16 protein-coding genes are annotated in these 13,522 nt (G+C 76.3%); 5 read left to right on the top strand and 11 right to left on the bottom strand.

The window, feature by feature from the left end:
• The first annotated feature begins 90 nt into the window (after positions 1-90).
• Entirely contained in the window at positions 91-1,275 is a 1,185-nt protein-coding gene (locus ACI79B_RS09340) for an ROK family protein (RefSeq protein WP_456928653.1), read from the top strand.
• Between the two features lie 46 nt (positions 1,276-1,321).
• On the opposite strand, the gene ACI79B_RS09335 is transcribed toward ACI79B_RS09340, so the two are convergent.
• From ACI79B_RS09335 to ACI79B_RS09320, 4 genes are all read right to left on the bottom strand, one after another.
• Positions 1,322-1,684 (bottom strand): hypothetical protein, encoded by a 363-nt coding sequence (locus tag ACI79B_RS09335; protein WP_456928654.1) that lies wholly within the window; start codon positions 1,682-1,684, stop codon positions 1,322-1,324.
• A gap of 132 nt (positions 1,685-1,816) precedes the next feature.
• On the bottom strand, positions 1,817-2,044 hold the full coding sequence (locus tag ACI79B_RS09330) for a DUF4177 domain-containing protein (protein WP_456928655.1): 228 nt from the start codon (positions 2,042-2,044) through the stop codon (positions 1,817-1,819).
• A gap of 47 nt (positions 2,045-2,091) precedes the next feature.
• Complete coding sequence (locus ACI79B_RS09325; protein ID WP_456928656.1) at positions 2,092-3,408, bottom strand: class I SAM-dependent RNA methyltransferase; 1,317 nt, start codon at positions 3,406-3,408, stop codon at positions 2,092-2,094.
• Complete coding sequence (locus tag ACI79B_RS09320) at positions 3,401-5,446, bottom strand: APC family permease (RefSeq protein WP_456928657.1); 2,046 nt, start codon at positions 5,444-5,446, stop codon at positions 3,401-3,403. The genes ACI79B_RS09325 and ACI79B_RS09320 overlap by 8 nt, the downstream gene beginning before the upstream one ends.
• Before the next feature lie 168 nt (positions 5,447-5,614).
• On the opposite strand from ACI79B_RS09320, the gene ACI79B_RS09315 reads away from it, so the two are divergent.
• Together ACI79B_RS09315 and ACI79B_RS09310 are read left to right on the top strand one after the other, a co-directional pair.
• The gene (locus ACI79B_RS09315; RefSeq protein ID WP_456928658.1) at positions 5,615-6,280 is read left to right on the top strand and encodes a potassium channel family protein; all 666 of its coding nucleotides are present in this window, start codon (positions 5,615-5,617) and stop codon (positions 6,278-6,280) included.
• Complete coding sequence (locus ACI79B_RS09310; protein WP_387990860.1) at positions 6,280-6,945, top strand: potassium channel family protein; 666 nt, start codon at positions 6,280-6,282, stop codon at positions 6,943-6,945. Before ACI79B_RS09315 ends, ACI79B_RS09310 begins: the two co-directional genes overlap by 1 nt.
• Here ACI79B_RS09310 and ACI79B_RS09305 read toward each other — a convergent pair.
• Genes ACI79B_RS09305 through ACI79B_RS09275 form a run of 7 tightly spaced genes read right to left on the bottom strand, consistent with a single transcriptional unit; the run spans position 6,942 to position 11,520 of the window.
• Positions 6,942-7,862 (bottom strand): DUF3159 domain-containing protein, encoded by a 921-nt coding sequence (locus ACI79B_RS09305; RefSeq protein WP_456928659.1) that lies wholly within the window; start codon positions 7,860-7,862, stop codon positions 6,942-6,944. The genes ACI79B_RS09310 and ACI79B_RS09305 overlap by 4 nt on opposite strands.
• Complete coding sequence (locus ACI79B_RS09300; RefSeq protein WP_456928660.1) at positions 7,859-8,236, bottom strand: OB-fold nucleic acid binding domain-containing protein; 378 nt, start codon at positions 8,234-8,236, stop codon at positions 7,859-7,861. The genes ACI79B_RS09305 and ACI79B_RS09300 overlap by 4 nt, the downstream gene beginning before the upstream one ends.
• On the bottom strand, positions 8,233-9,027 hold the full coding sequence (locus ACI79B_RS09295) for an alpha/beta hydrolase family protein (protein WP_456928661.1): 795 nt from the start codon (positions 9,025-9,027) through the stop codon (positions 8,233-8,235). Before ACI79B_RS09295 ends, ACI79B_RS09300 begins: the two co-directional genes overlap by 4 nt.
• Positions 9,024-9,743: a DUF3710 domain-containing protein gene (locus tag ACI79B_RS09290; RefSeq protein WP_456928662.1), complete on the bottom strand. Its 720-nt coding sequence runs from the start codon at positions 9,741-9,743 to the stop codon at positions 9,024-9,026. The genes ACI79B_RS09295 and ACI79B_RS09290 overlap by 4 nt, the downstream gene beginning before the upstream one ends.
• 1 nt (position 9,744) lies before the next feature.
• Entirely contained in the window at positions 9,745-10,200 is a 456-nt protein-coding gene (gene dut / locus ACI79B_RS09285) for a dUTP diphosphatase (RefSeq protein WP_456928663.1), read from the bottom strand.
• A 50-nt stretch (positions 10,201-10,250) separates the two neighbouring features.
• Entirely contained in the window at positions 10,251-11,177 is a 927-nt protein-coding gene (locus ACI79B_RS09280) for a hypothetical protein (RefSeq protein WP_456928664.1), read from the bottom strand.
• Between the two features lie 40 nt (positions 11,178-11,217).
• A complete protein-coding gene (locus ACI79B_RS09275) occupies positions 11,218-11,520 on the bottom strand; it encodes a DUF4193 domain-containing protein (protein WP_204693870.1) in 303 nt (100 codons plus the stop codon).
• A gap of 309 nt (positions 11,521-11,829) precedes the next feature.
• On the opposite strand from ACI79B_RS09275, the gene ACI79B_RS09270 reads away from it, so the two are divergent.
• Positions 11,830-12,873 carry a phosphotransferase family protein gene (locus tag ACI79B_RS09270; protein ID WP_456928665.1) on the top strand — a complete coding sequence of 348 codons (1,044 nt, stop codon included), beginning with the start codon at positions 11,830-11,832 and terminating at the stop codon, positions 12,871-12,873.
• 85 nt (positions 12,874-12,958) lie between these two features.
• Positions 12,959-13,495, top strand: a complete 537-nt coding sequence (locus ACI79B_RS09265; protein WP_456928666.1) for a LytR C-terminal domain-containing protein — start codon at positions 12,959-12,961, stop codon at positions 13,493-13,495.
• Positions 13,496-13,522: the final 27 nt, after the last annotated feature.

Genomic DNA, 13,522 nt, shown 5'->3' with positions numbered 1-13,522 from the left:
CCGACGCACCGCACCCGCTCTCACCCGGCCGATGCCCCTCCCTTCCGTCGGTGATTGACAGAACACGGGCGTGCTCGGACGATGCCCGCCATGGACACCCGCCCGTGGCTGCCCGACCTCTCGGGCCCCTCGCGGCGGCTGGTCGAGGCGCTGCGGATGAGCGGGCCCTCGACGCGGGCGCAGCTGGTGGAGCGGACCGGGCTGTCCCGCGCCACGGTGTCCGGCTACGTGGCCGACCTCGTCCACCGCGGGCTGGTGGCACCCGGGGACGACGCGGGCGCGGTCGAGACCGGCGGCCGGCCCGCGCGGCTGGTGCACCTGACCCGCCGGGCCGGCGTCGTCGTGGGGGTCGACATCGGGCGCACCCACGTCCGGGTCGCGGTGGCCGACCTCTCGCACGAGATCGTCGGCGAGGAGACGACGACGCTGCCGGTCGCCGACCTGGACTCCGACGCGGTCCTCGACACCGTGGCGAGGCAGGTGCGGGCCGAGCTGCGGCGGGCGGGCGCCTGCACCGAGGACGTCGTCGGCGCGGTGGTCGGCCTGCCGACGCCGGTGGTCGGCCGGGCGGCGAGCGCGCGCGGCACCGTGGCGCGGTCCAACATCCTGCCGACCTGGTCGGGCCGGACTCCGGCGCCGGCGCTGCAGGAGCGGCTCGGCGTCCCGGTGATCGTGGAGAACGACGCGAACCTGGGCGCCGTCGCCGAGGTCCGCTGGGGCGCCGGCCGCGGCTCGCGCGCCACCCTCTACCTGAAGATGGCCACCGGCGTCGGCGGGGCGCTGGTGATCGACGGCGACCTGCTGCGCGGCGTCTCCGGTACCGCCGGCGAGATGGGCCACGTGAGCCTGGACCCGGCCGGCCCGCTGTGCCGCTGCGGCAACCGCGGTTGCCTGGAGCTCACCGCCGGCGGCACCGCCCTGCTGCGGGCCATCCAGACCGCCGCCCCGCACCACACCGACCTGCGGTCGCTGGTGGCCGGCGCCCAGGATGGCGACCAGGCCTGCCGGCGGCTGATCGCCGACGCCGGTGCCTCGGTCGGCTTCGTGCTCGGCGGGCTGGTCAACGTGCTCAACCCCGACCGCATCGTCGTGGGCGGCGAGCTGGGCACCGCGGGCGACCTGCTCGTCGACCCGCTGCGGCGGGCGCTCGGGCAGTCCGCCATCCCCGCCGCGGCCGAGCAGCTGACCGTGGTCCCCGGCTCGCTCGGGGCCCGCGCGGAGGTGCTCGGCGCGCTGGCCGTCGCGCTCCGGGAGGCCGACCGGCTGACCGGCTAGGGCCCCGGGGGCCCGCGGACGACGACCGGGCCCCCGGGTGCCACTACTACAGGCGGGGGACCCAGACCTCGCCGCGCAGCGCCCCGGCGACCACCTCGACGCCGCGCGCCGCCGCGGCCAGCCGGGCGCCCTCCCGCTCGTAGGCGGTGACGGCGGCCTCGATGGCGTCCGGCGGCAGGTGGTCGGCCAGCTCGACGCGGACCGTGCGCCAGCCCGCCCGCGCCGCCTCGAGGCCGGCCGCGACGTGGTCGCCGGCGAACCGCGCGAGCAGCAGCGGGTAGCGGCGCAGTACCTCGTGGGCGCGGTAGTCGGGCGGGACGAGGTCGAACAGCCAGGCCACCGCTGTGTGCTCCCAGTCGGGGGCCCCCGGGGGCCGCACCTGCTCCGGCCAGCCCGGAGGCACGCTCACACCCACGTCCGGCATCCTGCCGGAGGTCGAACACGTGTTCGACCCCAGACGTGCCGTCGTCACCCGCTCGTGATCACCGACGCCGGCGCGACCGGTGTACCTGGATGGCCCCCGACTCGTGGAGGGCGTGCGTCAGTCCCTCTGGCGCTTGAGCCAGAACTGCTCGAAGCCCCAGGTGCCCGCTCCGCTGGAGTGGTAGCTGACCAGCTCCCACCCCTCGCCGCCGAGCCGGTTGAGCACCGAGCTGGTGTCCCCCTGCTGCCGCTCGAGCCCGCCGCCGGGGAGCTTGACGCTCACCCCCGCGCGCTGCGACTCGGCGTCGTTGGCCGTGATGACCGAGGCGTACTCCCAGGTGGTCACGGAGAGCACCGTAACGAAGGCCCCGGACCGGGTGCCGGGTCAGCCGGTCAGGCGGTGGGCACGAGCAGGGCGACGCACTCCACGTGGGCCGTCATCGGGAAGGCGTCGAAGGCGCGCAGGGCGGCCAGGCGGTACCCGGCGCCGGTGAAGGCGGCGACGTCGCGGCCCAGGGACGCCGGGTCGCAGGCGACGTAGACGACGGCGCGCGCCCCGGTCCCGGCCAGCACCCGGCTCACCGCGGCGCCCGCCCCGGCGCGCGGCGGGTCGAGCACCACGACGTCGGGCGCGCCGCCGAGCTCCTCCAGCAGACCGGTGAGCCCCTCGGCGTCCACCTCGCCCTGCCACACCTCGGCCTGCGGCAGGTCGCCCAGGTTGACCTCCGCGGCGGCGCACGCGTCGGCGTCGGCCTCCACGCACACCACCCGCCCGGACTCCCCCACCCCGGGCGCCAGCGCGCCGCCGAACAGGCCGGCGCCGGCGTACAGGTCGAGCACGGTCTCCCCCGGCCGCACGCCGGCCAGCGCGGACACCGCGCCCACGAGCGCGTCGGCGGCCGACTCGTGCACCTGCCAGAAGCCGGTGCCCTCGACCTCCCAGTCCCGCCCGGCGGCGTGGCGCCCGGCGCGCCCGGCCGGCTCGGCGGGGACGTCCTCGCCGGCCCGCAGCACGCGGGTCGACGTGGGCACGCCGCGGCGGTCCAGCCGCGTGGTGGTGACCGTGCCCGCGGAGTCGACGGCGACGTCCACCGCACCGGCGCCGGGCCAGCGCCGCGACAGCACCGCCCGCGCGGCGGGCTCCACGGTGATCGGGCAGTCGTCGAGGACGTGCACGTCGTGCGAGCGGTGCCGGCGCAGCCCGGGCACCCCGTCCCGGCCGACGGCGAACCGCGCCCGCGACCGCCAGCGCAGCGGCCCGCCGGGCAGCGCCTCGACGGCGAGACCGGCCAGCGCCGGGTCGGCGGCGTCCACCCCGCCGAGCCGGGTGAGCTGCTCGCGGACGACGTCGGCCTTGAGCCGCCGCTGCCCCTCCCAGGAGACGTGCTGCCAGTCGCAGCCGCCGCAGCGCCCCGGGCCGCTGTGCGGGCAGGGCCGCTCCACCCGGTCGGGCGCCGCCTCGAGCACCTCGACGGCGTCGGCGCGGCAGTAGCCGGGCTGCCGGTCCTCGGTGACCCGGACGACCACCCGCTCACCGGGCAGCGCGTGCCGGACGAACACCACCCGGCCCTCGTGCCGGGCCACGCAGTGCCCGCCGTGCGCCACCGGGCCGACGGTCACCTCGAACTCCCGGCCGGTCCACCCCGCCCCCCGGTCGGGCCGGGGCGGCCGCGCCGCGCGGGCCGCCGGACGGCGCCGCCGGTCAGCCATAGGGGGTGGCCTCCACCTGGTCGTCGGTGAGGCCGCGGCGCAGGTCGCCGGGCATGGGGCCGGCACGCCGGTCGTCCTCGTCCCCGCGGCCGATGGAGCTCTCCAGCTGCCACGGCACCGTGGTGATCATGACGCCGGGCTGGAACTGCAGCCGGGCGCGCAGCCGCAGCGCGCTCTGGTTGTGCAGCACGTTCTCCCACCAGTGGCCGACGACGTACTGCGGCACGAACACGATGACCAGCTCCCGCGGGCTGTCCCGCCGGATGCCCTTGACGTAGTCGACCACCGGCCGGGTGATCTCCCGGTACGGCGACTCCACCACGGTCAGCGGGACCGGGACGTCGTAGCGCTCCCAGTCCGCCTGCAGCGAGCGGGTGTCCCCCGGGTCCACGTTGACCGTCAGCGCGGTCAGCACGTCGGGCCGGGTGGCGCGGGCGAAGGCCAGCGCCCGCAGCGTCGGCTTGTGCACCTTGGACACCAGCACGATCGCGTGCACCTTGCTGGGCAGCAGGCGGGCGTCGGTGTCGGGCACCAGCTGCTCGGCCACGTGCGAGTAGTGCCGGTTGATCGCCTTCATGAGCACGAACAGCACCGGCATCACGAGGATGACCAGGTAGGCGCCGCGGGTGAACTTCGTGATCACGATGATCAGCAGCACGACGGTGGTCAGGCTGCCGCCGATGGTGTTGATCACCTGCGAGCGGCGCATCCGCCGCTTCTCGGCCGCGTCGCTGGACAGCCGGATCTCCCGGTTCCAGTGCCGGACCATGCCCCACTGGCCGATCGAGAAGCTGGTGAAGACCCCGACGATGTACATCTGGATCAGCCGGTTCGGGTCGGCGTCGAAGGCCAGGATGAGCAGCGCCGCGAAGCCGGCCAGCAGCAGGATGCCGTTGCTGTAGACCAGCTTGTCGCCGCGGGTGTGCAGCTGGCGGGGCAGGAACCGGTCCTGCGCGAGCACCGAGCCCAGCAGCGGGAACCCGTTGAAGGCGGTGTTGGCGGCGAGGATGAGGACCAGCGCGGTGGCCGCCTGGATGTAGAAGAAGCCGACCGACTGGTCGCCGCCGAAGGTGGCCGCGGCGAGCTGGGCGATGACCGTGCGCTGGGGGTCGGTCTCGCAGTTCCCCGGGAAGCCGACGAGGTCGCAGGTGTTCTCGGCGTAGCGGACGTCGCCGAACAGGGCGAGCGCGGTGACGCCGGCGAACATCGTCGCGGCGATCCCGCCCATGAGCGCCAGCGTCGTCGCGGCGTTCCTCGACTTCGGCGGGCGGAACGCGGGGACGCCGTTGGCGATGGCCTCGACCCCGGTCAGCGCGGTGCACCCGGAGGCGAAGGCGCGCAGCGCGAAGAACACCAGCGCGACGCCGCCCAGGTCGTCGTAGCCCGCCTCGGGCACGACCGACCAGCCGGCGCTCTCGGCGATGACCGGCGAGTCGGTGAAGAGGTCGCGGATCAGCCCGGTGACGATCATGACCATGATCCCGGCGACGAACAGGTACGTCGGGACGGCGAACGTCTTGCCCGACTCCCGCACCCCGCGCAGGTTGGCCGCGGCCAGCAACGCGACCAGGCCGACGGCGATGAGCACGCGGTGCTCGTTGAGCGCGGGGAACGCCGAGATGATGTTGTCGGTGCCCGCCGACACGGACACGGCCACGGTGAGCACGTAGTCGACCAGCAGCGCGCTGGCGACGGTGAGCCCGGCGAAGTGGCCGTGGTTCTTCATCGCGACCTCGTAGTCGCCGCCGCCCGAGGGGTAGGCGTGCACCACCTGGCGGTAGGACAGCACGACGGTCGCCAGCAGCAGCACGACGACGACGGCCAGCCACGGCGCGAGGAACAGGAACGCGGTGCCGGCCAGCGTCAGGACGATCAGGATCTCCTGGGTCGCGTAGGCCACGGAGGAGAGCGGGTCGCTGGCGAAGATCGGCAGGGCCAGGGACTTCGGGAGCAGGGACTCCCCTGCGCGGTCGCTGCGGACCGGCCGGCCCACGACGAGCCGTTTGGGGAGTTGTCCGAGGTCGGACAGCTTGGGCACGGCGGCGATGGTACGGACGCGGGGGCACCCGGTGCCGCCCCGCGCCGCGCGCCCCGCCCGGACGGGGCACGTGATCCGGGCGCACCCCCGGACCGCCCGCGGACGGGTGTAGCTTCGCGCCCTGGACCGCGGGCGGACGGCGCCCGTGCGAGGCATCAGGAGCGACACGTGCACGTGGTCGTCATGGGCTGCGGCCGTGTCGGCTCGGCCATCGCGCGACGGCTGGAGCAGATCGGCCACAGCGTCGCGGTGATCGACCAGGACCCGGAGGCCTTCCGCCGGCTCGGGCCCGAGTTCACCGGCCGGCAGGTGACCGGCCTGGGCTTCGACCGGCAGGTGCTGCTCGACGCCGGCATCGACTCCGCCGGCGCGTTCGCCGCGGTCAGCAGCGGCGACAACTCGAACATCATCAGCGCGCGCGTGGCGCGGGAGACCTTCGGCGTCCAGCACGTCGTCGCCCGGATCTACGACTCCAAGCGCGCCGAGGTGTTCGAGCGGATGGGCATCCCGAGCGTCGCGACCGTGCCGTGGACGGTGAACCGGCTGCTGCGCGAGCTGCTGTCGGTGAAGGTCAGCGAGATCTGGCGGGAGCCCACCGGCCGGGTGCTGCTGATGCGGGTCACCGTCACCGACGGCTGGGTGGGCCGCAAGCTCTCCGAGCTCGAGGCCGCCTCCGGCGCCCGGGCCGCCTGGCTGGTCCGCTTCGGGGAGGCGCAGCTGCCCACCCCGTCCACCGTGCTGCAGGACGGCGACCAGCTCGTCGTCGCGGCCACCGACGAGATCTCCGACCGCGTGCACCAGACGGTCGAGCACCCCGAGGGGGGCAGGGCCTGATGCGCGTGGCCATCGTGGGCGCCGGGGCGGTCGGCCGCTCCATCGCCGGGGAGCTGCTCAACAACGGGCACACCGTGATGCTCATCGAGAAGGACGGCCGCAAGGTCCGCACCCGCGCGGTGCCGGGCGCGGAGTGGGTCCAGGCCGACGCCTGCGAGGTCTCCTCGCTCGAGGAGGCCCAGCTGGCCACCTGCGACGTCGTCGTCGCGGCCACCGGCGACGACAAGGCCAACCTCGTCGTCTCGCTGCTGGCCAAGACCGAGTTCGCGGTCAACCGCGTCGTCGCCCGGGTCAAGGACCCGCGCAACGAGTGGCTCTACACCGAGGCGTGGGGCGTCGACGTCGCCGTCTCCACCCCGCGGGTGCTCGCCGCGCTGGTCGAGGAGGCGGTGACCGTCGGCGACGTCGTCCGGCTGATGAGCTTCCGCAAGGGCGCGGCCAACCTGGTCGAGATCACCCTCGCCGAGAACACCCCGTGGGCCGGCCGGCCGCTGCGCGAGGTGCCGCTGCCGCGCGAGACGGTGCTGACGGCGATGCTGCGCGGCGACCGGGTCATCACGCCCACCCCCGACGAGCCGCTCGAGGTGGGCGACGAGCTGCTGTTCGTCACGCACGCCGACGTCGAGGAACAGCTGCAGCAGGTCCTCTCGCCGACCGCCCTCTAACCGGCCTCGTCCCGGGGCCCGCCCTGAGCCTGCGAAGGGTGGGGAGGACGAGGTCCTTCCACCGTCTCCACGCGGTGGCGGTGCAGCCGCGCGACGACCCAGAGCGTGAGCGCGAGGGCGGCGGCGGTCACCGGCAGGCCGAGGACGAGCGAGGCGACGCCGAGCAGGTCCTCCTCGTCGGCGAGGTAGAGCGGCGTCTGGACGGCGACGCGCAGCAGGAACGTCAGCGCCCAGACGACGGTCAGCCAGCCGTAGGCGCGCACCATCCGCGGGTCGTCGCGCCAGTGCCGCTCGGGCTCCGGGTCGACCGGGCGCCCCGACTGCGCGGGCGCGGGCTCCGGCGGGGGCGGAGGCGGCTGGTGGTGCAGCCGGGCGCGGGCACTGTCGACGCGGCGGCGCAGGCCGGGCAGCGAGTGCGCGGCCATCGACCCCAGGTGGCTCGGCGCGAGCCACTCGGCGACCACGCCGACCAGCGGCCAGCGCAGCGGCACCGAGCCCAGCAGCACCACGCCGATGACGGCGTTGCGGATGATGCCCGGCACGAAGTAGTTGCGCGCCTGCCCCGAGGCGGCGGCGATGGCGACCGCCACCGCGACGCCGAACAGGCCGCTGAACGCCTGCTGCACGCTCTCCCGCCGGACCAGCCGGACGAGCAGGATCAGCACGGCGGCGCCGATCGCGGCCCAGATCCCGGTGCGCAGGTCGCCGATCGCGTTGGCCACGATGAAGGCCAGCGTGGGCAGGGTCGCGTCGACCATGCCGCGCCAGCCGCCGAGCTGCTCCAGCACCACGTGCCGGTCGAAGGTGACCCCTCGGCCCGTGTCCTCGGTCCTGGTGCCGTCCGCGTGCGTGGGCTCCTGGTGCGGTGCTGCTCCCCCGGGATCGCGCCGGCCGTCGTCGTCGGCCGCCGGGATCACCCCGCGCTCAGCTCGTACCAGGGGTTGTAGATGACCTTGCGACCGTCGAAGTTGGCGAACCGGCCGCGGGCGGTCAGCGTCCGGCCGGGCTCGATGCCCGGGATGCGCCGGCGGCCCAGCCAGACCAGGGTGACCGAGCCGGAGCCGTCGAACAGCTCCGCCTCCAGGGTGGGGACCGTCTCGCGCGGGGTGTAGACGACCGACTTGAGCCGGCCGGTCACGGTCACCACCGCCCCCTTGCGGCAGGCGCTCACCGGCTCGCAGCCGGCGCGGTCGGACTCCTCGCGCAGCTCCTGCGCGTCGATGGTGGAGTCGTCGGCGGTCAGCCGCTGCAGGGTGCGCGCGAGCCAGCCGCCGGGACGGGTCTGTGTCACGGTTCCAGGGTAGTGCTGCCCACCCGGCCGGCGGTGCGTTCCCCCAGCCACGCGCGGACCACCGCCCAGGCCTTCCCCGCCGGGTCGATGGGCACCCGGTGACCGCCCGGGACGGTGCACACCGTCACCCGGTCGCCGGCGTCCGCGGCCGCCGCCGCGTACCGCCGCGACTGCTCGGGCGGCACGACGTCGTCGTCGGTGCCGTGCACGCACAGCACCTCGGCGCCGGTGGGCAGCAGCCCGACCGGGTCGGCAACCGCGTAGCGGCCGGGCACCTCCCCCGGCTCCCCGCCGAGGAACTCCTGGACGGCGCTGCGGCCCAGGCGCTGCTCCGCCGCGCTGCCCAGGTCCACGACCCCGGCCTGCAGCACCGCCGCGGTCACCCGCACCCGCGGCGCGGCGCCGGGCGCGCCGGCCGGCAGCCGCCCCCGCCCGGCGGCCCACGCGGCCAGGTGCCCCCCGGCGGAGTGCCCGACGGCGGTGAGCGAGCCGAGGTCCAGCCGGCCGGCGTCCGCGAGGTCCGGGAGCGCGTCGAGCGCCGCGGCGACGTCCTCCAGGGTGGCCGGCCACCCACCGCCGCTGCCGACCCGCCGGTACTCCACGGCGACGGCGGCGTACCCGGCCGCGGCGAGGTCCGCGGCCAGCGGGCGGGCCAGCTCGATGCCGTACGCGGCCCGCCAGAACCCGCCGTGCAGCACGACGACGACGGGCGCCGGGTCCTGCCGCTCCGGCAGGGACAGCTCGAGGAACTGGTCGGGGTGCGGGCCGTAGGCGACGACGGCGGGGGTCACGCGGTCGGCCGCGGCGGGGCCGGCGGGCGGCCCGGCTGCTGCCCGGCCTGCTGCTGGCGGGCCAGCTGCGCGGCGGCCTGCGGCGGGAGGGTGAGCGGCAGCTGCTCGCGCACCGGCATCGGCGAGGTGCCCCGGACCACGACCACCTTGCGGAAGACGTCCTCGAGCACCGCCGCCGCCTCGGGCGACTCGGCGGCCGGGCCGCTGATCATCCCGCGGAGGAACCAGCGGGGACCGTCGACGCCGAGGAAGCGCGCGGCGCGGCGCACCGGCTTCGGCGGGGGGCCGCCGGGCTGGGCCGGCGGGGTCACCACGACGGTGCCGGCCAGCTCGGGGCCGAACGGGCCCTCGGTCTCCTGCAGCCGCCCGCCCTGACCGGAGGCGCTGCGGGCGAGCTCGGCGCGGACGTCGTCCCAGATGCCGGCGGCGCGGGGCGCGGCGAAGGCGGACAGCTGCAGCAGCGAGTCGCCGTAGCGCAGGGTCGCGCCGATGACCTTCTGCTGCTGGTTGAGGTCCACCCGCAGCTCGGTCCCGGGGACGGCGGGCAGCCGGAGTGAGCCGAGGTCGACGCGGGGCGCGCCGTCGTCGGGGGCGTCGGCCTCGTCGTAGGGGCCGGTGGTCTCCTCGACGTCGCGCTCGCGGTGCTGGGGCTCGGGCGGGACACCGCGCTCGCGCAGGCTGCGGTCGATCCGGTTGCGCCGTCGTCCGAAGGGCATCTCAGGCCTCCTGTCCCGCCCCGGTGGACCCGTGCCCGCCCTCGCCGCGGACGCTCTCCGGCAGCACCTCGACCGGCACGAAGCGGGCCGTGACGACCGGCTGCACCACCAGCTGGGCCACCCGGTCGCCGGCGCGCAGCGTCAGCGGGGTGACCGGGTCGAGGTTCACGAGGTTCACCTTGATCTCGCCGCGGTAGCCGGCGTCGATGGTGCCGGGGGCGTTGACCAGGCTCAGGCCGTGCCGGGCGGCGAGGCCCGAGCGCGGGTGCACGAACCCGGCGTAGCCCTCGGGGATGGCCACGGCCACGCCGGTGCCCACGAGCGCGCGCTCCAACGGCGCCAGGTGCACGTCCTCGGTGATGGTGAGGTCGGCGCCCGCGTCGCCGGGCAGCGCGTAGCGCGGGGGTGTGGCCCCCGCCGCGGTCAGCCGGACGGGGACCTCGAGGGGGTCGGCCACGACGGCGACCCTAACCGCGCCCGGGCGGGGTCGGCGGACCGGCCGGGACCTCAGGCCGGACCGCGGCGCAGGTCGGCGCGGACCCGGCGGGCGAGGGTCTCGGTGGCCTTGAGGTTGCCGCGGCCGCCGAGCGCCGCGCCGACGAACAGCGGCGCGGCCGAGCCGAGGCCGCGGGCCATCCGGCGGGACAGCCGGCGGCGCAGGGCGCGGAACCCGGCGGTGCCGAGGACGACGCCCAGGCCCTCCCGCGCGCCGGTCTCGACGGCGCGCTGCTGGGTCCAGCTGGAGAGGTAGGCGGCGGCGCGCTCGGCGGCGGTGCCGCCGGCCGGCCGGCCCGCGAGCTCGTGCAGCTCGCCGAGGAGGACGACCTCGACGCCGGCGGTGAGCAGGGTCTCGGCGCCGAGCTCCAGCGGCAGGGCCACCAGCGACCCGGGCATGAACCAGTGGGCCGCGGAGAGCCCGCCGGTGGCCGCGCCGACCGCGGCGGTGAGCCGCGCCGAGCGGGTGACGAGGGCGTCGGCGATCTCCTCGTCCGACCTCCCGGGGTGGGCGGCGCGCAGCCGGGCGGCGTCGCGGATGGGCAGCCGGGGCGCGGCGGCGGCGAGCAGCTCGCCGAGCACGCCGATCGGGCCCCGGCCCGCCTCGTCGTCGTCGGGCCCGCCCTCGCCGGGTGATCCCGGACGGCGGGCGGCGCCGGCCGCGGCGGCGCCCAGGGCGGTGATGACGTCGCGGAGGACGCCGGCGGCCGACCGCCGGGTGTCCGGCTGCCCGGGGGCGGGCGCCTCGTCGGCGCCCCCGCCGAGCAGCCGGGTCACGGCGTCGGCGACCGTGCGGGCCGCCCGCCCCAGGCCGGTGTCCTCGGACAGCCAGGCCGGACCGTCCCCCGACCGGTCCGGCCCCGGCCGCGCCGCGTCCTGCACGGGCCGGGGCGGCGGGACGTCGCGGGGCGCGCCGAGGCGCTCCCTCGGATCGGTCATCGGCTGCTCCCCCCGTGTCCGGCCATCGCGGCGGTGCTGCTTATGCGGCGCAGTCGCGGCAGTACATCTGGTCGCCGCGGGTGGCGGCGAGCCGGCTGCGGTGCTGCACGAGGAAGCACCGCGAGCAGGTGAACTCGTCCTCCTGCTTCGGCAGCACGCGGACGGTCAGCTCCTCGTTGGACAGGTCCGCGCCGGGCAGCTCGAGGCTCTCGTTGAAGTCGGTCTCGTCGACGTCGACCGAGGCCGACTGGGCCTCCGCCCGACGGGCCTTGAGCTCCTCGAGGGAGTCCTCGCCGAGCTCGTCGGCCTCGTTGCGGCGCGGGGCGTCGTAGTCGGTGGCCATGGGGTGTGCCCCTCCTCCGGGGTAGTTCGCGGACGCGCGGGGCGCCCGCCTCGTCCGACGGCGGCGGGGTCCGCCGTCGGCCTGGCCGGCCGCCCGGGGGCGGCCGCTGGTCACGGACCGGACCTGTTCCCGGTCGACCACGGGGTCGGCTGGGTGCGGGACCGGCAGCCCCCCAACGCCGTGCGGCCCCGGTTTGTGCCCGCCTGTCCGCGCGGGACACACGAGGACGGACGACGGCCCGTCCGGGGCGCCGGGACCGGCCCGGGCGGGCGGTCGGGAGGCGGAGTGCCGGAGGTTACCCTGCCGCCCGTGTCGAGTCCCGTGGGAGCTGACCCCGCCGTCGTCGGTCCGTATCTCGCCTCCGTGCTCAACGACGAGCGCTGGCAGGAGGTGACCGTCGAACTGATCGCGGCGGGCATGTCCAACCTCACCTACGTCGTCACCCCGGCCGGGGGCACGGCCGACGACGCGGTGATCCTGCGGCGGCCCCCGACGGGCGCCGTGCTGGCCACCGCCCACGACATGGTCCGCGAGCACAAGGTCGTCTCCGCGCTCGGGCCGACGTCGGTCCCGGTGCCGCGGACGCTGCACCTGTGCACCGACACCGGGGTGCTGGGCGCGCCGTTCTACGTCATGGAGCGGGTCGTCGGCCTGCACGTGGTCAACGAGATCCCGGCCGGCTACGCCGACACCCCGGAGCTGCGGCGGCGGATCGGCGACGGGCTGATCGACGTCCTGGCCGACCTGCACGCCGTCGACGCCGAGGCCGTGGGCCTGGGCGACTTCGGCCGGCCCGAGGGCTTCCTCGCCCGGCAGGTGCGCCGGTGGACCAAGCAGTGGGACGCCACCCGCGACCGCGACCGCCCGCAGATGGACGCCCTCGCCGAGCGGCTGGCCGAGACCGTGCCCGCCACCCAGCGGAGCGGGATCGTGCACGGCGACTACCGGCTGGACAACTGCCTGCTCGACCCCGAGCGTCCCGGCGCCGTCCGCGCGGTCCTCGACTGGGAGATGTCGACCCTCGGCGACCCGCTCACCGACATCGGCATGCTGTTCGTCTACTGGCCCGAGGCCGGGGAGGCCCGCCCGGTGCTCAGCCCGGTGACGACGCTGCCCGGCTTCCCCACCCGCCGGGAGATCGCCGAGCGCTACGCGCAGCGCAGCGGCGTGGACCTCTCCGACCTCGACTGGTACGTCGGGTTCGCCTTCTTCAAGTTCGCCGCGATCGTCGCCGGCATCGTGGCCCGCTCGGCCGCCGGCGCGATGGCCGGCAAGGACACCTCCGGCTACGCCGACCGCATCGACCCCTGCGTCGAGCTGGGACGCGCCGCGCTGGAGGACGGTGCCCTCTGAGGCCGGAGGGCCCGCCTAGACTCCGCGCGACCCGACCTGGCGCGGCCCGCCGGACCCCTCCGGGTCGCCGCCGAGGAGGACGACCGTGAGCACCAGCACCGCCACCCCGCCGGTGCGCCCCCGCAAGGACCGTCGCTACCTGCCGCCGCTGGTCTTCCTGCTGGTGCTGGCCCTCGGCGCGCTCGGGGTGTGGTGGAAGGTCTTCTCCGACGAGGGCGCCCGCGACGCGGCGCAGGCCGCGGCGTGCGAGACCGCCGAGTCGGCGCCGCCGTCGCTGGACCCGAGCACGGTCACGGTGCGCGTCTACAACGCCTCGGACATCGCGGGCAAGGCGCAGGAGGTCGCCGGCGAGCTGACCGCGCGCGGCTTCGTCGTCGAGGAGGTCGCCAACGACCCGACCGACCGCGAGGTGACCGGCCCGGGCGAGATCCGGCACGGCGCGCGCGGCACCGACGCCGCCCGGTACCTGACGCTGTTCCTCCCCGACGCCGGCGCCTACCAGGACACCCGCGCCGACGCCCGCGTCGACCTGGTGATCGGCCCGCAGTTCACCGGGCTGGCCACGGCCGACCAGGTCGCGGCCACCCTCACCCCGATCGCCAGCGCCGAGGCCGCCTGCTGAAGGACCCCCCCCCCCCCCGCAGGCTCG

Source organism: Geodermatophilus sp. SYSU D00879 (genome assembly GCF_054050375.1).
Note: the sequence above shows the minus strand (reverse complement) of the source record. Positions and strands in the feature narration are given on the sequence as shown.

What these genes read in the sequence shown, in the direction of transcription:
- ACI79B_RS09310 (WP_387990860.1), top strand. Translation starts at nt 6,280, where the DNA reads ATGCGCGTGGCCATCGTGGGCGCCGGGGCGGTCGGCCGCTCCATCGCC.
- ACI79B_RS09275 (WP_204693870.1), bottom strand. Translation starts at nt 11,520, where the DNA reads ATGGCCACCGACTACGACGCCCCGCGCCGCAACGAGGCCGACGAGCTC.
- ACI79B_RS09340 (WP_456928653.1), top strand. Translation starts at nt 91, where the DNA reads ATGGACACCCGCCCGTGGCTGCCCGACCTCTCGGGCCCCTCGCGGCGG.
- ACI79B_RS09280 (WP_456928664.1), bottom strand. Translation starts at nt 11,177, where the DNA reads ATGACCGATCCGAGGGAGCGCCTCGGCGCGCCCCGCGACGTCCCGCCG.
- ACI79B_RS09325 (WP_456928656.1), bottom strand. Translation starts at nt 3,408, where the DNA reads ATGGCTGACCGGCGGCGCCGTCCGGCGGCCCGCGCGGCGCGGCCGCCC.
- ACI79B_RS09290 (WP_456928662.1), bottom strand. Translation starts at nt 9,743, where the DNA reads ATGCCCTTCGGACGACGGCGCAACCGGATCGACCGCAGCCTGCGCGAG.